This window comes from Micrococcus luteus, assembly GCF_014138885.1.
Classification (GTDB): domain Bacteria; phylum Actinomycetota; class Actinomycetes; order Actinomycetales; family Micrococcaceae; genus Micrococcus; species Micrococcus luteus.
The window spans coordinates 2,276,758-2,297,432 of record NZ_JACJIK010000001.1 but is presented as its reverse complement, the minus strand read 5'-3'; the positions used below and the strand labels follow the sequence as shown (position 1 = coordinate 2,297,432).

General features: G+C 75.4%; 20 protein-coding genes. 13 read left to right on the top strand and 7 right to left on the bottom strand.

The genetic code is table 11. From position 1 onward, the window contains the following. The first annotated feature begins 35 nt into the window (after positions 1–35). From HDA34_RS10695 to HDA34_RS10675, 5 genes are all read left to right on the top strand, one after another. Complete coding sequence (locus HDA34_RS10695) at positions 36–1,388, top strand: glutamyl-tRNA reductase (RefSeq protein ID WP_101967522.1); 1,353 nt, start codon at positions 36–38, stop codon at positions 1,386–1,388. A 25-nt stretch (positions 1,389–1,413) separates the two neighbouring features. Next, on the top strand, positions 1,414–2,070 hold the full coding sequence (locus HDA34_RS10690; protein ID WP_044659417.1) for a TetR/AcrR family transcriptional regulator: 657 nt from the start codon (positions 1,414–1,416) through the stop codon (positions 2,068–2,070). 120 nt (positions 2,071–2,190) lie between these two features. Continuing rightward, a complete protein-coding gene (locus tag HDA34_RS10685) occupies positions 2,191–2,415 on the top strand; it encodes a DUF3107 domain-containing protein (protein ID WP_002854967.1) in 225 nt (74 codons plus the stop codon). Positions 2,416–2,483: 68 nt separating this feature from the next. Further along, a complete protein-coding gene (locus HDA34_RS10680; protein ID WP_063189558.1) occupies positions 2,484–4,049 on the top strand; it encodes an RNB domain-containing ribonuclease in 1,566 nt (521 codons plus the stop codon). Between the two features lie 251 nt (positions 4,050–4,300). After that, positions 4,301–6,142 (top strand): DEAD/DEAH box helicase, encoded by a 1,842-nt coding sequence (locus tag HDA34_RS10675; protein ID WP_134377036.1) that lies wholly within the window; start codon positions 4,301–4,303, stop codon positions 6,140–6,142. A gap of 118 nt (positions 6,143–6,260) precedes the next feature. Here HDA34_RS10675 and HDA34_RS10670 read toward each other — a convergent pair whose 3' ends face one another. Beyond that, the gene (locus HDA34_RS10670) at positions 6,261–7,121 is read right to left on the bottom strand and encodes a PHP domain-containing protein (protein ID WP_049147253.1); all 861 of its coding nucleotides are present in this window, start codon (positions 7,119–7,121) and stop codon (positions 6,261–6,263) included. A 64-nt stretch (positions 7,122–7,185) separates the two neighbouring features. Between HDA34_RS10670 and HDA34_RS10665 the strand changes: the two genes are divergently transcribed. Next, a complete protein-coding gene (locus HDA34_RS10665) occupies positions 7,186–8,784 on the top strand; it encodes an aminopeptidase P family protein (RefSeq protein ID WP_134377037.1) in 1,599 nt (532 codons plus the stop codon). 33 nt (positions 8,785–8,817) lie between these two features. Further along, a complete protein-coding gene (locus HDA34_RS10660; protein WP_101967526.1) occupies positions 8,818–10,623 on the top strand; it encodes a pyruvate kinase in 1,806 nt (601 codons plus the stop codon). A 6-nt stretch (positions 10,624–10,629) separates the two neighbouring features. Here HDA34_RS10660 and HDA34_RS10655 read toward each other — a convergent pair whose 3' ends face one another. Then, positions 10,630–11,406 carry a YflT domain-containing protein gene (locus HDA34_RS10655; RefSeq protein WP_101967527.1) on the bottom strand — a complete coding sequence of 259 codons (777 nt, stop codon included), beginning with the start codon at positions 11,404–11,406 and terminating at the stop codon, positions 10,630–10,632. Between the two features lie 92 nt (positions 11,407–11,498). Here HDA34_RS10655 and HDA34_RS10650 point away from each other — a divergent pair, with 92 nt between their 5' ends. The 3 genes from HDA34_RS10650 to HDA34_RS10640 are packed head-to-tail and all read left to right on the top strand — an operon-like array spanning position 11,499 to position 14,744. After that, a complete protein-coding gene (locus HDA34_RS10650; RefSeq protein WP_036339212.1) occupies positions 11,499–12,767 on the top strand; it encodes a magnesium transporter MgtE N-terminal domain-containing protein in 1,269 nt (422 codons plus the stop codon). 40 nt (positions 12,768–12,807) lie between these two features. Beyond that, complete coding sequence (locus HDA34_RS10645) at positions 12,808–13,599, top strand: DUF1003 domain-containing protein (protein ID WP_036382691.1); 792 nt, start codon at positions 12,808–12,810, stop codon at positions 13,597–13,599. Next, entirely contained in the window at positions 13,596–14,744 is a 1,149-nt protein-coding gene (locus HDA34_RS10640) for an Mrp/NBP35 family ATP-binding protein (RefSeq protein WP_123244001.1), read from the top strand. The genes HDA34_RS10645 and HDA34_RS10640 overlap by 4 nt, the downstream gene beginning before the upstream one ends. 48 nt (positions 14,745–14,792) lie before the next feature. Here HDA34_RS10640 and HDA34_RS10635 read toward each other — a convergent pair whose 3' ends face one another. Both HDA34_RS10635 and HDA34_RS10630 read right to left on the bottom strand, forming a co-directional pair. Beyond that, entirely contained in the window at positions 14,793–15,401 is a 609-nt protein-coding gene (locus HDA34_RS10635) for a twin-arginine translocase TatA/TatE family subunit (protein ID WP_049147241.1), read from the bottom strand. A 60-nt stretch (positions 15,402–15,461) separates the two neighbouring features. Beyond that, positions 15,462–16,328: an anti-sigma factor family protein gene (locus HDA34_RS10630; RefSeq protein ID WP_061867036.1), complete on the bottom strand. Its 867-nt coding sequence runs from the start codon at positions 16,326–16,328 to the stop codon at positions 15,462–15,464. Between the two features lie 196 nt (positions 16,329–16,524). Here HDA34_RS10630 and HDA34_RS10625 point away from each other — a divergent pair, with 196 nt between their 5' ends. Beyond that, the gene (locus tag HDA34_RS10625; protein WP_123244002.1) at positions 16,525–17,175 is read left to right on the top strand and encodes an O-methyltransferase; all 651 of its coding nucleotides are present in this window, start codon (positions 16,525–16,527) and stop codon (positions 17,173–17,175) included. A 78-nt stretch (positions 17,176–17,253) separates the two neighbouring features. Here the strand turns inward: HDA34_RS10625 and HDA34_RS10620 are convergent, their stop codons facing one another. From HDA34_RS10620 to HDA34_RS10610, 3 genes are all read right to left on the bottom strand, one after another. Next, positions 17,254–17,424 (bottom strand): DUF3117 domain-containing protein, encoded by a 171-nt coding sequence (locus HDA34_RS10620; RefSeq protein WP_002855133.1) that lies wholly within the window; start codon positions 17,422–17,424, stop codon positions 17,254–17,256. A gap of 180 nt (positions 17,425–17,604) precedes the next feature. Further along, entirely contained in the window at positions 17,605–17,949 is a 345-nt protein-coding gene (locus HDA34_RS10615; RefSeq protein WP_123244008.1) for a cell division protein DivIVA, read from the bottom strand. Beyond that, positions 17,946–18,749, bottom strand: coding sequence for an LOG family protein (locus HDA34_RS10610; RefSeq protein WP_123244003.1), 804 nt, complete (start codon positions 18,747–18,749; stop codon positions 17,946–17,948). The genes HDA34_RS10615 and HDA34_RS10610 overlap by 4 nt, the downstream gene beginning before the upstream one ends. Before the next feature lie 178 nt (positions 18,750–18,927). Between HDA34_RS10610 and HDA34_RS10605 the strand changes: the two genes are divergently transcribed. Beyond that, positions 18,928–19,662: an amino acid ABC transporter ATP-binding protein gene (locus HDA34_RS10605; RefSeq protein ID WP_179288613.1), complete on the top strand. Its 735-nt coding sequence runs from the start codon at positions 18,928–18,930 to the stop codon at positions 19,660–19,662. Between the two features lie 47 nt (positions 19,663–19,709). Beyond that, positions 19,710–20,603 carry a glutamate ABC transporter substrate-binding protein gene (locus HDA34_RS10600; protein WP_134377038.1) on the top strand — a complete coding sequence of 298 codons (894 nt, stop codon included), beginning with the start codon at positions 19,710–19,712 and terminating at the stop codon, positions 20,601–20,603. Positions 20,604–20,675: the final 72 nt, after the last annotated feature.

Sequence of the window (20,675 nt, the reverse complement as noted above, 5' to 3'; positions counted from 1 at the left end):
ACGGGCGGGGCGGTCGGGGCTAGACTTGGCCCGCTGTGACTGTCTTCTCTCTCGTCGCCTCCCACCATGATCTGGACCTGGACACGGTCGCCCGCCTCAGCGCCGGCGCGACCGGGGTCGGGCCCGCCCTGCCCGGCAGCGGTGCGGCGGGCGCCGTCGTGCTGGCCACGTGCAACCGCGTGGAGATCTACGCCGAGGCCGACGGGGCCGGCGTCGAGGCCGCTCGCGCGGGGCTGCTGTCCGCCGTCGCCGCCTCCACCTCCCTGCCCGACGAGGACGTGCACGCCGCGTTCCGCACACTCGACGCCGACGCCACGGCCCGTCACCTCTTCGAGGTCGGCGCCGGACTGGACTCCGCCGTGGTGGGCGAGCGCGAGATCGCCGGTCAGGTCCGACGCGCCCTGACGGCGGCCCAGGAGGCCGGCACCGCCTCGGGTCCGCTCGTCCGCCTCTTCGAGTCCGCCACGCGCACGGCCAAGGACGTCGGCTCCCGCACGGCGCTCGGCGCGGCCGGCCGCTCGGTCGTCTCCGTCGCCCTGGACCTCGCGGAGGAGCTGCGCGGTCTCACCGACGCCGCGGCCCAGCGCGACTTCTGGGCCGGGGCCACCATCCTGCTGATCGGCACGGGCGCCTACGCCGGCACCACGCTCGCGCAGCTGGCGGACCGGGGCGCGACCACCGTCGGCGTGCACTCGGCCTCGGGCCGCGCGGAGCAGTTCGTCGCGGACCGCGGCGGCTGGGCCCTCGCGCTCGGCGGCGAGGCCGTGGCCGGCGCCGTCGCCGAGGCGGACGTGATCATCGGCTCCTCCGGCGGCGAACGCCAGATCAGCCCCGAGCGCCTCCAGGAGCTGCGCAAGGGCGGACGGCGTCCGCTCACGGTGGTCGACCTGGCCCTCTCGCGCGACTTCGACCCGGCGGTCGCGGACCTGCCGGACGTCGATCTCATCACCCTCGAGTCGGTGCGGCTGGCCGCACCCGAGCAGGCCCAGGTCGCCGTCGCGGAGGCCCGCGCGCTCGTGGACGACGCCGTCGAGGAGTACCGCGCCGCGCAGCGTGGCCGCAGTGCCGACGCGGCGATCAAGGCCCTGCGCCGCCACACCCTCGGTGTGCTCGACCGGGAGCTCGAGCGCGTGCGCGCCCGCCACGGCTGCACGGCGGCCGCCGAGGAGGTGGAGTTCGCCCTGCGCCGCATGGTGAACCAGCTCCTGCACGAGCCCAGCGTGCGCGCCAAGCGGCTCGCCGCCGAGGGCCGGCTCGACCGCTATGAGGACGCCCTCGAGGCGGTCTTCGGGATCGAGGCCCCCGGCCGCCCCGCCCCCGCCGTGGGCACGGTCGAGGCGGCCTGCCCCGCGCACGAGGACGACGGCGGCGCCGCGCGCATCGCGTGAGCCCGCCCCGCGCCAGGAAGACCCCGTGACCGCCCACCCCGCCGCCACCGCGCCCGACGAGCCCGGGCGAGGCCGTCGTCTGCCCCGGCACAAGCGTCGCCGCCAGCTGCTGGACTGCGCCCGCGCGGTCTTCGCCGCCGAGCGGTACGCGGGGGCCTCCATGGAGCAGATCGCCGAGCGGGCCGAGGTCTCCAAGCCGGTCCTCTACCAGCACTTCCCCAGCAAGCACGAGCTCTTCCTCGAGCTGTTGGACGCCGAGGTCGCGAGCCTGCGCGCGCTCCTCGAGGCGGCGATGGACACCCGCCGGGACAACCGCGAACGGGTGCGGGCCACCGTCGCCGCCGTGTTCGAGTACATGGCCTCCCCCGAGCGGACCCACCGCCTCATCTTCGACTCCGGCATCGACGCGGACCCGGAGGTGCGCACGCGCAGCGAGGCCGTCCACCGGCTGCTCTCCTCCGAGGTCGCGCGCACCATCCGCGCGGACACCACCGTAGCCGAGGCCGAGGCCGAGGTGCTCTCCCGCGGACTCGTCGGCTATCTCCTGGGCGCCGCCCGCCACTGGGCGGACCGGCTCGACGCCGACGCCCGCCCCGCCGCCGCCGAGATGGCCCGCACGGTGGACGCGCTCGTCTGGCGCGGCCTCGCCTCGCTGCCCTCCGCGGACGACGCGCCGCGCTGACCCGGCCGTCCGGCCCGTTTCGCCCGCGGGTGAACCTCGTGGGCGCCCGTCCACCCCGCCGAGCGGTCCCGTAGGCTGACGGTGGACCGCACAGGACGCGACGAAGAGAAGAGGTTCCCCATGGAGATCCGCATCGGTGTGCAGCACGTCGGCCGCGAGGTCGTCATCGACAGCGAGCAGTCGGCGGACGAGGTCCGCTCCCTCGTGGACGCCGCCGTCGCCGACGGCACCCCGCTGGTCCTGGCGGACGCCAAGGGCCGCCAGGTGGTCGTCCCCGGCGACCGCATCGGCTTCGTGGAGATCGGCGCGAAGAAGTCGGGCCCGCTCGGGTTCGCCGCCTCTTGACCCGCCCGCACGCCCCGGTGATCCGCCGGGGCGTGCGTCGTCTCGGCCCCCTGCCCAGGAGCATCGCCATGTCGCCTCACGCCCTCGGCCTCCGCGGCCCCGCCGACCCGGCCCTGCTCGAGCGCCTCGCCGCCCTGCGGACGGAGCTCGAGCTGCCGCCGGCCTTCCCCGCCCCCGTCCTGGCCGAGGCGGAGGCGGCCGCGCGTGAGGTGCACGCGGGCCTGACCGGGAGCCCGGACCACGCGGACCGCACGGCGCTGCCGTTCGTCACCGTGGACCCCGCCGGCTCCACGGACCTGGATCAGGCCCTGCTCCTGACCCCCGCCGACGACGACGGCATCCTCGTCCGCTACGCGATCGCGGACGTGCCCGCCTTCGTGGCCCCGGGCGGCGCCGTGGACGCCGAGGCCCGCCGCCGCGGCCAGACCGTCTACCTGCCCGACGGCCGGGTCCCCCTGCACCCGGAGGTGCTGAGCGAGGACGCCGCCTCCCTGCTCCCCGACCGCGAGCGCCCGGCGTTCGTCTGGACGTTCCTGCTGGACGCCGCGGGCGCCGTCGTCGAGACCGGCCTCGAACGCGCCCGCATCCGCTCCCGGGCGCAGCTGACGTACGGGCAGGTGCAGGCCTTCCTCGACGCACAGCCGGGGGCGCAGGCGCAGACGACGCCGCGTCCCGGGGTCACCGACGCGGACCGGGCCGCCGCCGAGGGGTGGCCGGCCGAGGTGCGCGACTCGCTGACGCTGCTGCCGGAGGTGGGCCGACGGCGGGCCGCGCAGGAGGCCGCCCGCGGCGGCGCCTCCCTGAACCTGCCGGACCAGGAGGTCCGTGTCACCGAGGACGGGGCGCACGAGCTCGTGCACCGGGCGCCGCTGCCGGCGGAGGAGCACAACGCCCAGCTCTCCCTGCTGACCGGCATGGCCGCGGCCGAGCTGATGCTGGCCGCCGGGGTCGGGATCCTGCGCACGATGCCGGCGCCGGACGCCGAGGCCGTCGCCGCCTTCCGAGAGCGCACACGCGCCCTGGGCGCCCCGTGGGACGAGGGCCAGGACTACGGCGCCTACCTGCGTTCCCTCGACCCCGCCGACGCGCGGCACCTGGCGGTGCTGCACGCGGCGACCGGGCTGTTCCGCGGCGCCGGGTACACGGCCTTCGACGCGCAGGCCGAGGACCCGGCCCTGCGCACACCGCCGGATGAACCGGCCCAGGCCGCGCTCGCCGCCCCCTACGCCCACGCCACCGCTCCGCTGCGCCGGCTCGTGGACCGCTTCGTCCTGGCCCTGTGCCACGCCCATGCCATCGGCGCCCCCGCCCCCGCATGGGTCCGCAGCGCCCTGCCCGCGCTGCCCGCCCTCATGGCGGACTCGTCGCGCCGGGCCTCGGCCGCCAGCCGGACGGCGGCGGACCTCGTGGAGGCGGCGGCGCTCGAGTCCCGCGTCGGCGCGGAGCTCGAGGGGATCGCGGTGCGCGAGGCGAAGGACGGCACGGAGGTGTGGCTGCTCGACCCGGCCGTGAGCCTGCGGGTGCCGGGCAGCGTCCCGGCGGGCACCCGGGTGCGCGTGCGGATCGAGGGCGTGGACCGCGCCTCGGGTGCGATCACGGCCGCGGGGGTAGACTGGCCGCACAGCTCACGCTGACCCAGGATGACCGGTCGCTCTCTGATCACCCTGACCCGCCGCCCGCGCCCCTGACGCCCGGGACGGCACCATGACCTGCCGGATCCGGCACGGCCCGCCTCGCACGGCGCGCCCGGCCCGGTTCCACGGGGCGCCGCCCGTCGGCCGCTCCGCGTGCTTGCCTCGCGATCGGCTTCCGCTTGAACCGCGCGCACGGCGGAGCCGGGCCTCCCGCCCGCCGTGACGACGCCCGACCAGGAACGCGAGTCGCCATGACCCAGAACTCCGAGCACACCCCCGCCTCCGCCGACCTCGACCCGACGGTCGCCGCGATCGCGGAGGACATCGTCACCGAGGACGCCGTGCCCGTGGCCCCCGAGCAGACCTTCGCCGACTTCGGGGTGCACCCCGCGATCGTCGAGGCCCTGGAGGCCAAGGGCATCGTCCATCCCTTCCCCATCCAGGCCATGACCCTGCCGGTCGCCCTCGGCGGCCACGACATCATCGGCCAGGCCAAGACCGGCACCGGCAAGACCCTCGGCTTCGGCATCCCCGCACTGCAGCGCGCCATCGGCCCGGGCGAGCCCGGCTGGGACGGCCTCGAGGCCAAGGGCACCGCGGGCGCCCCGCAGGCCCTGATCGTCGCCCCGACGCGCGAGCTCGCCGTCCAGGTGGCCGGCGACCTCACGGCCGCCGCGGCCCGGCGCCCCCTGCGCATCGCCACCATCTACGGCGGCCGCGCCTACGAGCCGCAGATCGAGGAGCTGCAGCGCGGCGTCGAGATCGTCGTCGGCACCCCCGGCCGCCTCATCGACCTGATGCGCCAGCGCCACCTGCGCCTGGACCTGGTGAACACGGTGGTGCTGGACGAGGCCGACGAGATGCTGGACCTCGGCTTCCTCCCCGACGTCGAGACCCTGCTCGCCGCCGTCCCGGCCGTGCGTCAGACCATGCTGTTCTCGGCCACCATGCCGGGTCCCGTGGTCGCGATGGCGCGCCGCTACATGACGCAGCCGACCCACATCCGCGCGGCGGACCCGGAGGACGAGGGCCTGACGAAGAAGGACATCCGTCAGCTCGTCTACCGCGCCCACCACATGGACAAGGACGAGCTCGTGGCCCGCGCCCTGCAGGCCGAGGGCCGCGGCCGGACCATCATCTTCACGCGCACCAAGCGCACGGCCGCTCGCGTGGCGGACGAGCTGACGGCGCGCGGCTTCGCGGCCGGCGCGCTGCACGGCGACCTCGGCCAGGGCGCCCGCGAGCAGGCGCTGCGCGCGTTCCGCAACGGCAAGGTGGACATCCTCGTGGCCACCGACGTCGCGGCGCGCGGCATCGACGTCGACGACGTCACGCACGTGTTCAACTTCCAGGCGCCGGAGGACGAGAAGACCTACGTGCACCGCGTGGGCCGCACGGGCCGCGCCGGCAACAAGGGCGTGGCGGTGACCCTCGTGGACTGGGAGGACATGCCGCGCTGGTCCCTGATCGACAAGGCGCTCGGCCTCGGCCAGCCCGAGCCGGTGGAGACCTACTCCTCCTCCCCGCACCTGTTCTCCGACCTCGGCATCCCGAAGGGCACGAAGGGCCGTCTGCCGCAGGCCAAGCGCGTGCTCGAGGGCCTCGAGGGCGAGACGCTCGAGGACCTCGGCGGCCCCGAGGCGAAGCAGCGCGACGGCGGCCGCGGACGGGGTCGCGACGGCGGCCGTTCCCGTGACGGCGAGCGCGGCGGCCGAGGCCGGGGCGGGCGCTCCGGCGAGGGCCGTGACCGGGCGCGCGGCGGAGGCCGTGGCGAACGGAACCGGGGCGGCCGCTCCGGCGAGGGCCGTGACGATGCACGCGGCGGAGGCCGCGGCGAGCGCTCGGGCCGCGGGCGTGGTGAGGCACCCGCCGAGCAGCGCGCCGAGGGCCGGGGCCGTGGTCGCGGCGAGGGCCGCGAGCGCACCGCCTCGCGCTCCGAGACCCCCGCGGCCCGGACGTCGGAGCCGGTGGCCGGCGTCGAGCTCACGGAGGCCCGCCGGGCCGAGCGCGCCGAGGCCCGGGCCGAGGCCCGTCGTCGCCGGGGTGGCCGCTCCCGCACGCGGCGCCGCAACGGCGAGGTCGTGGACGGCTGACCCTCCCTTCCGGGCCCCCGGGAGTCTTCTGCACGAATGACCCTTCCGACCGCCGTGCAGGCGGCCGGAAGGGTCATTCGCGCAACGGATCCTCCGCCGTCGCCCGGGCCGTCCGGGCTCAGCCGCGGATGATCGCCGTGCCGGTGCCCTGCCGCTCGATCTCGGCGAGCACCTCCGCGCCCGTGGTGTGCTCGCCGATCGGATTGGGCTTGCCGGTGCCGTGGTAGTCGGACGAGCCGGTGACGAACAGTCCGTGCCGGTCCGCGAATGCGCGCAGCCAGGTGCGCTCCTCCGCCGGGTTGTCCCGGTGCTCGACCTCGACCCCCGCCAGTCCGGCCTCGGCCATCTGCTCGAACACCTCGTCGCCCACCACGCGGCCCCGCATGCGCGCCCGGGGATGCGCGAACACCGGCACCCCGCCGGCGGCCCGGATGAGCGCGACCGCCTCGGCCGGGTCCGGGGCGAAGTGCGGCACGTAGTACTTGGACCGGCCGGCGAGGATCTCCCGGAACGCCGCGGAGCGGTCCGGGACGGCCCCGATCGTCACGAGGGCGTCGGCCAGGTGGGGCCGGCCGATCGTCGCGTTCTCCGCCGCGTGCTCCTGGACCAGCTCCCACGTGATCGGGAAGTCCGCGCCCAGGCGCCGCACCATCTCCTGCGCCCGGATCAGCCGCGCGTCGCGGGCCAGGCCGACCTCCCGCAGCAGGGCGGGGTCCTCGGGGTCGTGCAGGTAGCTGAGCACGTGCACGCTCACGCCGTCGGCGGAGGTGCAGGACATCTCCATGCCGGGCACGAGCGTCAGCCCGGTCTCCCGCGCGGCGTGGGCGGCCTCGGCCCAGCCGGCGGTCGTGTCGTGGTCGGTGAGCGCGAGGCCGTCCAGCCCGGCCCGCGCCGCCGCACGCACCACGTCGGCCGGCGGCTCGGTGCCGTCGGACTCGGTCGAGTGCGTGTGCAGGTCGTAGCGGGCCATGGCGGCCATGGTACCGAGACCCGCGCGCGGCGGCCCCGACCCGCCCGCGCCCACCGGTGCCATGATGGGGGGCATGACCGATGCCGCACAGCACCCCGCCCAGACCGCCCCCGACCAGCCCGCCGCCACCCCCGAGGCGGGCGCCGACGGCACCGGCGCGGTGAACCCCCAGCCGCTGGCCGAGCGCGTCGACAACCGCTCGCAGCGCCCCGCCTCGAACGCCTTCCGCGACTTCATGGCCTCCGACTGGGCGCCGTCGTCGGACGCCCTGCCCGACGCCGACGCCTCGGCCCCGTACGCCGCCCGGCGGCGGGCCGCCGTGTCCGCGCGCTTCCCGGGCGAGCGGATCGTGGTGCCGGCCGGCCGCCTCAAGGTCCGCTCGAACGACACCGACTACCGCTTCCGCGCGCACTCCGCGTTCGCCCACCTGACGGGCCTCGGCGTGGACCACGAGCCGGACGCCGTGCTCGTGCTCGAGCCCGCGGACCCGGGCACCGGCGACGACGGCACGGACCACACCGCCACCCTGTACTTCCGTCCCCTGGCCGGCCGGGACACCGAGCAGTTCTACGCGGACTCGCGCTCGGGCGAGTTCTGGATCGGCCCCCGTCCGACCCTGGCCGGCCTGGCCGCCCGCACGGGCCTGCGCACGGCGGGGCTCGAGGAGCTCGAGTCCGCCGTGACCAAGAACGTGGCCGCGGACGGCACCGCGGTGCGGCTGCTGGCCGAGACCGACCAGGACGTGGACGCGCTGCTGGCCGCCGTCCGGACCGAGGCCGGCGTGGACCTGACCGCCGCGGCCGAGGCCGACGCCCAGACCGCCGAGTTCCTCTCCGAGCTGCGCCTGGTGAAGGACGCGTGGGAGGTCGAGCGGATGCGCGCCTCGGTGGCCGCCACGATCGCGGGCTTCGAGGACGTCGTGCGGGCCCTGCCGCGCGCCGTGGGCCACGACCGCGGCGAGCGCGTGGTCGAGGGCGCCTTCTTCGCCCGCGCCCGCCTCGAGGGCAACGACCTGGGCTACGACACGATCGCGGCCTCCGGCAACAACGCCACGATCCTGCACTGGATCCGCAACACGGGCGCCGTGCGCCCGGGTGAGCTGCTGCTGCTCGACGCCGGCGTCGAGGACGACTCCCTCTACACCGCGGACATCACCCGCACCCTGCCCGTGTCCGGCACGTTCACGGACGTGCAGCGCCGCATCTACCAGGCGGTCCTCGACGCCGCGGACGCCGCCTTCGCGATCGTGCGCCCCGGCATCCGGTTCCGCGAGCTCCACGCCGAGGCCATGCGGGTGCTCGTCGACCGCCTCGACGGCTGGGGCCTGCTGCCGGTCTCGGCCGAGGTCGCGCTATCGGACGAGGGCCAGCACCACCGGCGCTGGATGCCCCACGGCACCTCGCACCACCTCGGCCTCGACGTGCACGACTGCGCGCAGGCCAAGCGGGAGCTCTACCTGGACGGCGTGCTCGAGCCGGGCATGGTCTTCACGATCGAGCCGGGTCTGTACTTCAAGGAGGAGGACCTGGCCGTCCCCGAGGAGTACCGCGGCATCGGCGTGCGCATCGAGGACGACATCCTCGTGACCGAGGACGGGGCCGAGAACCTCTCCGCGGTCCTCCCCCGCACCCCGGACGAGATCGAGGCCTGGATGGCGCGGCTCCAGGCGTGATCCGGCGCGGAGGGCGCCCCTAGGGTTCGGACCATGGGTATCGACCTGACCACCGAGCTCACCGCCCTCCGCGACCGCCTCCTCTCCGCCGAGGCGGAGCACGCCGACCTCATCTCCCGCGTCCGGGAGCGCCACCGGGCCTCGGCCCGGAACCTCGTGCACTACGTCGCCCTGCGCGGCACCGACCTGCGGCCCCTGCAGGAGGCGCTGAGCGACGCCGGACTGTCCTCTCTGGGCCGCATGGAGGCCGGCGTGCTGGGCCACGTGGACGCGGTGCTGGCCGCCGCCCGCGCGCTCGACGGCGACCCCGCCCCCGCGCCCGAGGACGACGCCCTGACCTCCGCCGAGGGCCGCGCCATCCTCGCCCGCAACGCGGCGAGCCTGCTCGGTCCGGCCCGCGGCGACCGGGACGCGCGCATCATGGTGACCATGCCCTCCGAGGCCGCCACGGACCCAGAGCTCGTGGCCCGGATCGCCGAGGCCGGCATGGACCTGGCGCGCGTGAACTGCGCCCACGACGACGAGCAGGCGTGGGCCGCCATGATCGCGGCGGTCCGCCGGTGTGCCGGTGCGGGCCGGCCCGCACCCCTGGTCGCGATGGACCTGGCCGGGCCGAAGGTGCGCACCGGCCCCATCGAGCCGGGACCGCGCGTCGTGAAGGTGAAGCCCGCCCGGGACCCCTCCGGGATCGTCACCGAGCCCTCCCGCGTGTGGCTCGCCGCCGGGCCCCACGACGCCGTGGCCACAGCGGACCGGCCGGACGGCGCCGTCGTCGTGCCGCTCGCGGACCCGGAGGGGAAGACCCTGGCGGTCCTGCAGCGCGGCGACGAGATCGAGCTGACCGATGCGCGGGGTGCACACCGCAGGCTGGAGGTCGAGCAGGTGGACGGCGAGGGCGTGCTCGTGCGGGCGGAGAAGACGGTCTACTGGGCGACGGGCACGGCGCTGACGACGCCGCACGGACCGCTCGAGGTGGGCCAGCTGCCCCCGCTCGAGCAGTCCATGCGCGTGCACGAGGGCGAGGAGATCGTGCTGACCCGCTCGCTCGAGCCGGTCCCGGCGGTCGACGCGCCGCCCTACCGGATCGGCCTCACCCTGGCGCAGGCGTTCGCGGACGCGGAGGTCGGCGACCGGGTCTCCCTCGACGACGGACGGATCGGCGCGCGGATCACGGCGGTGTCCGACGACGAGATCACCCTCGAGGTGACCCAGGCCGGCCCGCGCGGGGCGAAGCTCAAGGCGGAGAAGGGCGTGAACTTCCCGGACACGCACCTGGCCATCCCGGCCCTCACGGACGAGGACCTCGCCCACATCCCGTTCGCGGCCCGCCACGCGGACATGGTGAACATGTCCTTCGTCCGCTCGGCCGAGGACGTGGCCCAGCTGATCGATGCGCTCGAGGCCGAGGACGCGCCGGACGTGGACATCACGCTGAAGATCGAGACGGTGGAGGCCTTCCGTCAGCTGCCGCGGATGCTGCTCGAGGCGATGCGCTGGCGGGACGTCGGGGTGATGATCGCCCGCGGCGACCTGGCGGTGGAGGCCGGCTTCGAACGCATGGCCGAGCTGCAGGAGGAGATCCTGTGGCTGTGCGAGGCCGCGCACGTGCCCGCGATCTGGGCCACCCAGGTCCTCGAGTCCCTCGCCAAGACCGGCCTGCCCTCACGGGCGGAGATCACGGACGCCGCGATGGCGCAGCGGGCCGAGGCCGCGATGCTGAACAAGGGCCCGTACATCGACCGCGCCGTCACCGTCCTCGGCGACATCCTGGGCCGGATGCACGGTCATGCGAGCAAGAAGCGCGACATGCTCCGGCGACTCGAGTCCTGGTCCCTCTGACGGGGCTCAGCCGCGCGGTTCGTCCTGGGGCCGGGGCGGGTGGCCGCCGCGCGCCTCGATGAGCTTGGCGACCTCCTCCGGGGGCAGGGTCACGCCGTAGGAGCGGTCCAGGCCGGTGGGCGCGGTGTCCGCCTCCGGAGTGGGCCGGGCCGACGCCTTGGCTCCGCCGGGGGCCGGCGCCGCGTGGGACCCGCCCGACGACGGCGCGGCGGCCGGGGTGGCCTGCACGGACCCGCCCCCGGCCTCCTCCGCGGCGGGGGCGGGCGCCGGCTGCGGGGCCGGCTGCGGCGTCGGGGCCGCGGCACCGCCCAGGCCCAGCTCCTGGCGGGCGCGGGCGGCGTGGTCGAACGCGACCACGAGGTCGAAGGCCGTGGGCACGACGGCCTGCGAGGACGCGAAGCCGTGCTGGCCCCGACGCATCGCGAAGCCGATCACGCCGAAGATCAGCCACACCGCCAGGCCCAGCAGCATGGAGGTGAGGATCTGCCCCGGGCCGGCCTCGGGGGCCAGCAGGTAGAGGAACACGCCGATCAGTCCACCGAAGAACACGCCGCGCACTCCCGCGGACAACGCCACCTGGGCGTAGTTCAGCCGGCCGCGCACCCGCTCCACGACCCGCAGGTCCTTGCCCACGATCGACACGGCGCTCACGGGGAAGTCCGTGGCGGCGAGGCGGTCCACCTGCTCGCGCGCCTGCGCGTAGGTGGCGTAGGTGGCCAGCAGCTCTCCGCGGGGCAGGCCCTGCTCGGCGCCGGGCTGAGGGTTGGACATCATGAACGACATGGACCCATTGTGCCCGGCCCGGCGCCCGGGCGGGCGGCGGTCCGCCGTCCGCGGACACGGAGCCGCGGCCCGGCACGCCGTAGGCTGGGTCGGTGAGCTCCCCCAAGATCTTCGTGGCCCGCCTGCTGGGCCTGGACGTCTTCGACCCCCTCGGCGACCGCCTGGGACGGCTGCGCGACGTCGTCGTGCTGGACCGCGGCCCCGCCGCAGCCCCGTTCGCCACCGGCCTCGTGATCGAGGTCCCCGGCAAGAAGCGCGTCTTCGTCCCGATGACGCGGGTGACGTCCATGGACTCGGGCCGGATCATCACGACCGGGCTGATCAACCTGCGCCGGTTCTCCCGCCGTGGCGCCGAGCAGATGGTGGCCGCCGACCTCTTCGACCGGAAGGTGCGCCTCTCCGACGGGTCGGGCGAGGCCTTCCTGGAGGACATCGGGCTGGAGCAGCAGCGCAACGGCGACTGGCTGGTCTCGGACCTGTACGTGCGCCGCATCGTCGGCCGCGGCCCCTTCGGCCGCGCCCAGCGGGGCGAGCACCTCCTGCTGAACTGGGACGAGGCCCGCTGGACGGCGCAGGCCGACCCGCAGGGGGCCACGAGCTTCCTCGCCGCGCACGAGGACCTCAAGCCCGCCGACCTGGCGGACATGCTCCACGACATGTCGGAGAAGCGCCGCGTCGAGGTCGCCAGCGAGCTGCAGGACGAACGCCTCGCGGACGTGCTCCAGGAGCTGCCCGACGACGACCAGGTGCAGATCCTCTCCCAGCTGGACATCGACCGCGCCGCCGACGTCCTGGAGGAGATGGACCCGGACGACGCGGCGGACCTGCTCCACGAGCTGCCCGACTCCCAGCAGGAGCTGCTGCTCGAACGCATGGAGCCGGAGGACGCCGAGGACGTCCGGCGCCTGCTCGAGTACGAGGAGGGCACCGCGGGCTCGCTCATGACCCCCGTGCCGGTCATCCTCCCCCCGGAGGCCACCGTGGCCGAGGCCATGGCGACCATCCGACAGCAGGAGATCTCCCCCGCGCTGGCCTCGCTCGTGATCGTGGCCCGGCCGCCCCTGGAGACGCCGACGGGCCGGTTCCTCGGCGTCGTCCACTTCCAGCGCCTGCTGCGGTACCCGCCGCCGGAGGCGATCGGCAACATCATGGACAAGGACCTCGAGCCCGTCTCGGACCTCGCCCCCATCGCCCATGTGACCCGCGAGCTCGCGACCTACAACCTCACGTGCATCCCCGTGGTGAACGAGCAGGACCGCGTCGTCGGGGCCGTGAGCGTGGACGACCTGCTCGACCACATCCTGCCCGACGACTGGCGGGCCATGGACCTCGACGACGCCGAGACCCGCCCCGCAACCTGACCCCCGCGGCCCGCCGCCGCACGACACCGGAGGTGTGAGCATGACCCAGACCGCGCGAGACCTGCGCCCGGGCCGCGGCACCGGCCTGGACACCCCGCTGAGCGCCAGCGGGCGCCGCGTGCCCCGGCTGGCCCCGAACCCGGACGCCTTCGGCGAGGCCACCGAGGGCATCGCCCGCTTCATGGGCACCCCGCAGTTCCTCGTCTGGATGACGCTGTTCTGCGCCGCCTGGCTGGGCTGGAACACGTTCGGCCCGATGGAGTGGCGGTTCGACTCCGCCGAGCTCGGCTTCACCGCGCTCACGCTCATGCTCTCCCTCCAGGCGTCCTACGCCGCACCCCTGCTCCTGCTGGCGCAGAACCGCCAGGACGACCGGGACAGGGTCGCGCTGCGCGAGGACCGTGACCGCGCCGAGCGCAACCTCGCCGACACCGAGTTCCTCACCCGCGAGATCGCCGGTCTGCGGCTGGCCGTCCAGGAGGTCGCCACGCGCGACTTCGTGCGCGGCGAGCTGCGCGGCGTCCAGGACGACCTCAGGGACGACCTCCGCGAGGCGCTGCGCGCCGAGCTGCGGGAGGAGATCCGGGAGGAGATCCGGGAGGAGATCCGGGAGGAGCTGCGCGCCGGCCTCCCGGGCGCCGAGGCCCAGCCCCGCAAGAACAAGAAGACCAAGGGCCGCGGCCGGGATGCGCGGCGCGGCGACGCCGGCGCCGAGCCCACGACCACCACGCTCGCCACCCTCGCGGCCCAGGAGGCCCGCGAGGCCGGGGGGTCCGGTCCGGCGGCCGGTCCCGCCGACGGTGCGGGCCCGGTGGACGGGGGCGGCCGATGAGCGCCCTGGGCCTGCCCGTGCCCGAGGTCCGCACCGACCTCGAGCGCCGGGTGCTGGAACGGCTCGCCACGGTCCAGGACCCCGAGATCCGCCGCCCGATCACCGACCTCGGCATGGTGGAGTCGGTCGTGGAGACCGCCCCGGGCGTCGTCGAGGTCGCGGTCCTGCTCACGATCGCCGCGTGCCCCCTGCGCGGGACGATCCAGACGGACGTGGCCGCCGCCGTCGCCGTCGTGCCCGGCTGTGAATCCGTGGACGTTCGCGTCGGGGTCATGGAGCCCGAGCGCCGCCTGGCGCTGCAGGACGCCCTGCGCGCGACTCGGCCGACGAACCCGTTCGGGGAGGGGACGCTCACGCGCGTCCTCGCGGTGGCCTCGGGCAAGGGCGGCGTGGGCAAGTCCTCGGTCACGGCCAACCTCGCGGTCGCGCTCGCCGCGCGCGGGCTCGCCGTCGGCCTGATCGACGCGGACGTGCACGGCTACTCCATCCCCGGGCTCCTGGGCGTGACCGGCACCCCGACGAAGCTGGACCGGATGATCCTGCCCCCCGTGGTGCGGGACGTGAAGGTCATCTCGATCGGCATGTTCCTCGACGCGGACCGGCCGGTGGCCTGGCGCGGGCCGATGCTGCACCGCGCGCTCGAGCAGTTCGTCACGGATGTGCACTGGGGCGACCTGGACGTCCTGCTCGTGGACCTGCCCCCGGGCACCGGGGACATCGCGATCTCGACGGCGCAGCTGCTGCCCGCCTCGGAGCTGCTCGTGGTGACCACGCCGCAGCACGCCGCCGCGCAGGTGGCCGCGCGCGCCGGTCAGCTGGCGGAGCAGACGGGCCAGACCGTGGCCGGGGTCGTGGAGAACATGGGGCCGATGACCCTGCCGGACGGCACCGTCCTGGATGTGTTCGGAACCGGCGGTGGCGCCGAGGTGGCGGAGCGGCTGTCCGGGGTGCTGGGCACCCAGGTGCCGCTGCTGGGCACCGTTCCCCTGGACCCGGCGCTGCGGGCGGGCGGCGACGCCGGCGACCCCGTGGTGGTGTCCGCGCCGGAGAGCCCCGCGGGCCGGGCGCTGGCGGAGATCGCGCAGCGGCTGGCCGTGCGGCCGCGCGGGCTGGCCGGGCGGCCGCTGCCGTTCACCCCGCGCTGACCTCGGGTGCCGGCGCCCCGGCCGGGGCACCCGACGCGCGCGACGGCGTCAGGTCGCGTCGACGTCGAAGGGGGCGGGTGCCAGCCCGAGCAGCTCGAGGGGGTCCGGTGCGGTCTCCACGGCGGCAGGACGCTCCTCGGCGAGGGCCTCGGCGCGGCCGGAGGCCATCAGGGCTGCGGCGGCGCCGCCCACGGCGGCCGCCCCGGCGGCGGGCGCGGTCGACCGGGTCTGTGCGGCGGCACCGGACTCCGCGGCGGCGGTGCTGCCGGCCCCGGCGGGGCGGCGGAAGAGCGTGCGCGGATCCATGTCCGCCAGGTCCTGGCGGGTGAGGCCGCCGTGCACGTCCTCGGCGCTGACGCCCGTCGCCTGCGCCGCCCGGGACGCGGGCGTGGACGAGCCGCCGGCAGGCTCGCGGAGCGCGTCGCGGATGATGCGGCGCGGGTCGTACTGGCGGGGGTCGTACTTGCGCCAGTCCACCTCGTCGAAGTCCGTGCCGGTCTCCTCCTTGAACTGCGCCTTGGCACCCTCGGCCTTGTCGCGCATGACGCGCAGCCAGTCGGTGAAGGCGCGCGTGTACTCGGGGAGCTTCTCCGGCCCGAGGATGACGATCGCGAGCACCGCCAAGATGATGAACTCGCCGCCGTTGATACCAAACACCCTCCCAACTCTACTAGAGCGGCACCGCCCCACAGCCCGGAGCCGCGGGGGCGGGGCGGCTCAGCCGCGGGGGCGCGGCACGGCGTCCGCGATGCGTTCGAGGCCTCGCTCGAGGCGTTCCTCGACGGCGTCGCCGCCGCCCAGCTCGAGCACCCGTGCCCGCTCGGAGACCAGCAGGTGGGTGAGGACCGCGTCGGCGCGCTCGTCCGGCAGGCTGGCCTCCACGCGGTAGGCGGCCTGGGGCGTGGTCAGCTCGGCCGTCCAGCCGTCCTGCTCCCCCGCCGGGACGATCCGGTAGACGCCGCCGCCGGCCAGCCGACGCTCCTGTGCCCCCGTGCTCAGGGGCGCGGTCGAGGCACAGCCCTCCGGGGTGGCTCCCTCGATCCGGGGTCGGCACTCGCGGACGGTCACGGTCGGCTCGTCCCGGCCCCAGCCGACGACGACCTCCACGTCCTCGGCCGTCTGGGTGGTGTCCACGGTGAGCGGCTCCAGTCCGGCCCCCACGAGGGAGGGCACCGTCCAGCCCTGACCCCGCAGCTCCGCGACGGTGCCGCGCCGGTCCGTCGACGCGGTCCCGGCCGCCGGCAGGGCGACGGTGTCCGTCGGGGCCGTGCGCTGGGCCGTGGTGCGGGGCGCGCCGGCCACCCAGACCGCGGTGAACAGCCCGCCGAGCAGGACGACGAAGGTCAGCAGCCCCACCACCAGGCGGCCGGAGACGCCGCGGGCGCGCAGCACCGGGGCGACGACGGCGCCGGCCGGACGCTGGTGCACCGTGCGGGCGGCGTCGAGCACGCGGGCCCGGGCCTGGACGGTGGCGCGGCACTCGGGGCAGCGGTCCAGGTGGCGGGCGATGCGCGCCCGGGACGCGGCGGGGAGGGAGCCCTCGAGGTAGGCGTCCATGTGGCGCTGGGTGTGTCGACGTCCCATGCGGCCACCTCCTCGGTCCTCGCGTCCTCGGTCCGGCGAACGGCCTCCCGCACGGCGGGAGCCGGTTCGTGCCGTGTCCCATCATCGGCCCGCCTCCTGGGAGAACACTGGGTCCCGGCCGCGTGCCGGCCCGTACACTGGCCCGCGTCGCCCGTGCCGCGGGCGAGGTCCCGCCGTCGTCGTCCCGGAGTCAGCCATGAGCGCCCTGCAGCCCCAGCCCACCGACAAGCACGCGTCCTGGGCCTGGTCGGAGAGCCGGGCCACCGAGGACGACGTCGTCCTGCGCGCCCGCGAGCGCGCCGCCGAGCTGGACGTGCCGCCGGTGAGCGAGGGGACGGCGGCCCTGTTGACGGTGCTGGCGGCCACACGGGCCCCCGCGGCGGTCGTGGAGGTGGGCACGGGCGCCGGCGTCTCGGGGCTCGCCCTGATGCGCGGTCTGCCCGAGCGCACGGTCCTCACCACCGTGGACCCGGACGCGGAGGCCCAGCGTGCGGCCCGCGAGGCGTTCTCGGAGGCCCGCCTGCCCACGAGCCGCACCCGCATGATCACGGGGCGCTCCCGGCTCGTCCTCCCCCGGCTCACGAGCGGCGCCTATGAGATGGTCCTGGTGGACGGGGACCCGGCCGCGCGTCAGTTCGACGTCGAGCAGGCCGCGCGCGTGCTCGCCCCCGGCGGCGTGCTCGTCGTGGTGGACGCCCTCGACGGGGACCGCGTTCCCCGGCCCGCCGTGCGCGACGAGTCCACCGTGTCCGCCCGGGCGGTGGACCGCCTCATCCGGGAGGACGAGCACTGGCTGTCCGCCGTCGTCCCCTCCGGCACGGGCGTGCTGATCGCGGTGCGCCGCTGATCCGCGGCGTCGCCGGGGACGCGGACGCCCCGCGCACCGTGACGGTGCGCGGGGCGTCCGCGTCGAAGGGGTCCGGGCTCAGGCCTGGATGACGCCCTCGAGGCACTCCTTGAGCTCGCGGGCCTCGTCCGCGTTGATCTCCAGCACGAGACGGCCGCCGCCGTCGATCGGCACGCGCATGATCAGGCTGCGCCCCTCCTTGGTCACTTCCATGGGACCGTCCCCGGTGCGGGGCTTCATGGCGGCCATTGCGACTTCCCTTCTGGATGATGTTCCCGTCACGGCGTCCGGCGACCGCGGGAGCGGGCGCTGTCCGGACGCCTCCGGCGCCCCCGCACGCGGGCGTGCGCGAGGCCGGTCACATCACCATTATCGCGGATTCCGCGTGCTCGCGCCAAACGATGGCCCGCACCGAGCCCGGCCCGCGACTCAGGCGCGCCCCGCCGGATCGCTCCGGGACGGGTCGGCGGCCTCGAGCTCGGCCACCCGGGCCCGCAGTGCGGTCGCCTCGTCCTCACGCTCCGCGAGGGCGTCCCGCAGCCGCAGCAGGACGGCGTCCACCTGGTCCCGCTGGTAGCCGGGCACCGCGACGGCCAGCCGCAGCAGGCCGACGTCCGCCGCGCGCGGCCGCTCCGGCAGCAGCACGGGGTGCCCGGGCGTCCTCCCGGCCGGGTCGCCGGCCCGGAGCGTGAGCCGGCCCGCGAGGGCGGCGGCCAGGGCCGCCAGCACGACGACGAGCACGGCCACGAGGACGATCCACTGCGGCCCGCTCACGCGTCGGCCCTCCCCGCCGAGCGGAGCACGCACGCGACGGCCTCCTCCGCCGTGTCCACGAGCTGGACGAGCTCCGGGTCCTCGGGCGAGATCATGCCGCGCTCCACGAGCGTGCCGCGGATCCAGTCCACGAGCGGGCCCCAGAAGCCGCGGTCCACGAGGACCACGGGGAAGCGGGTGACGGTGCCGGTCTGCACGAGGGTGAGGGCCTCGAAGAGCTCGTCCAGGGTGCCGAGGCCGCCGGGCAGCACGATGAACCCCTGCGCGTACTTGAGGAACATGACCTTGCGGACGAAGAAGTAGCGGAAGTCCACCCCCACGTGCACCCAGGGGTTCAGACCGGTCTCGAACGGCAGCTCGATGCCCAGGCCCACGGACTCTCCACCGGCCTCGTGGGCGCCCCGGTTGGCGGCCGCCATGGTGCCGGGCCCCCCACCGGTGATGACCGTGTACCCGGCCCGGGCCAAGCGGGTCCCGACCTCGTGGGCCAGGGCGTACTCGGCGCTGCCCTCGGGCGTGCGCGCCGAGCCGAACACGGAGACCGCGGGACCCAGCCCCGCGAGGGTGCCGAAGCCCTCGACGAACTCGGCCTGGATGCGCAGGACACGCCAGGCCTCGGACGTCGTCGAGGCGACGTCGGCGGCGGGGCGTGCGGCGTCGCCGGGCCGCCGGCCGTCGAGGAGGAGCTGGTCGAACGTGGGGGTGCGCGCCGCCTCCCCGCGCAGGACCTGCCCGCCGCGGCGGACGCGCTGGGGCTTGGCGGCGACGTCGCCGCCCGAGGGGTGCTCATGTGGGGCCATGGCGCCAGCCTAACGAGCCGGCGGGCCGCCGGGGCCGGCGTCGCACGGCGCACCGCGCCGGGTGTGGCGTGCGCTATATTCCACTGGCATGACGCAGATCACGCCTGAGCAGCCCCACGGCGCCCACCTCCCCGACGAGGCCGGTGTGCGGCGCCGTCGCGGTGCCGCGGGCGATGACCTGATCGTCCTCGAGGGCGTCAACAAGCACTTCGGCGACTTCCACGCCCTCCGCCAGATCGACCTGCGGATCCCGCGCGGCCAGGTGGCGATCGTCCTCGGCCCGTCCGGCTCCGGCAAGTCGACGCTGTGCCGCACGATCAACCGGCTCGAGACCATCGACGACGACGGCGGCCGCATCCTGATCGACGGGCGGCCGCTCCCCACCGAGGGCAGACAGCTCGCCCAGCTGCGCGCCGAGATCGGCATGGTCTTCCAGTCCTTCAACCTCTTCGCGCACAAGTCGATCCTGGAGAACGTGACCCTCGGGCCCATCAAGGTGAAGGGCAAGCGCCGGGCGGACGCCGAGCGGCACGCCATGGAGCTGCTCGAGCGCGTGGGCGTGGCCCAGCAGGCGAGGAAGATGCCGGCCCAGCTCTCCGGCGGGCAGCAGCAGCGCGTGGCCATCGCCCGTGCCCTGGCGATGGAGCCGAAGGCCCTGCTCTTCGACGAGCCGACCTCCGCCCTCGACCCCGAGATGGTGCAGGAGGTCCTCGACGTCATGGTCCAGCTCGCCGAGGGCGGCATGACCATGGTCGTGGTCACCCATGAGATGGGCTTCGCCCGCAAGGCCGGGGACCGCGTGGTCTTCATGGCCGACGGCGCCATCCTCGAGGACACCGACCCCGACACCTTCTTCACGAACCCCCGACACGAGCGTGCCCAGGACTTCCTGGGCAAGATCCTCGCGCACTGACCCCGTCCCCCGTCGCACCCCACCGCACCGAACCAGAGGAGAGCACCATGCTCCGCACGAAGCTCCTGACCCTGTCCGCCGTCACCGCCGCGGCCGCGCTGTCCCTCACCGCCTGCGCGCCGTCGTCCTCGCAGGGCGGCGGTGGCGACGCCGCCGGCTCGTCCTCGGCCGGCGAGTCGACGTCGTCCGGCTCCGGCGAGAGCCTGCGCATCGGCATCAAGTTCGACCAGCCGGGCCTGGGCTACCGCGAGGGCTCGGCCCAGCCCACCGGCTTCGACACGGACGTGGCCCGCTACGTGGCGGACAAGCTCGGCGTGGCCGAGCAGGACATCGAGTGGGTCCAGACCCCGTCTGCGAACCGGGAGAACGCCCTGGAGAACGGCGAGGTCGACATGATCTTCGCGACGTACTCCATCACGGACGCCCGCAAGGAGCGCGTCGCCTTCGCGGGCCCGTACTTCGTGGCCGGCCAGGACCTGCTGGTCCGCGCGGACGACACCGCGATCACCGGCCCCGAGGCCCTCGACGGGAAGAACCTCTGCTCCGTCACCGGCTCCACCTCGGCCCAGAAGATCAAGGACCAGTTCGCCTCCGGCGTGAACCTGGTGGAGCAGGGCGGCTACGCCGAATGCGTGACCTACCTCGAGTCCGGCCAGGTGGACGCCGTGACCACGGACGACATCATCCTCGCGGGCCTGGCCGCCGCCGACGCCAACAAGGGCAAGTTCAAGGTCGTCGGCAACACCTTCACCACGGAGCGCTACGGCGTCGGCCTGCCGAAGGACTCGGAGCGCTGCGAGGACATCAACGAGGCGATCAAGGAGATGAAGGACTCCGGCGAGTGGAAGAAGGCCCTCGAGTCCAACACCGAGGGCACGGGCTACACCTACGACGAGACGCTGAACTCCGGCGAGGACGCTGAGTTCGAGCCCTGCGCCTGACGGCCTCCTGCGCCGGGTGGGCCGAGGGCGTGACCTGAACCGTCACCCTCGGCCCGCCCGGCGGCTCCCCTG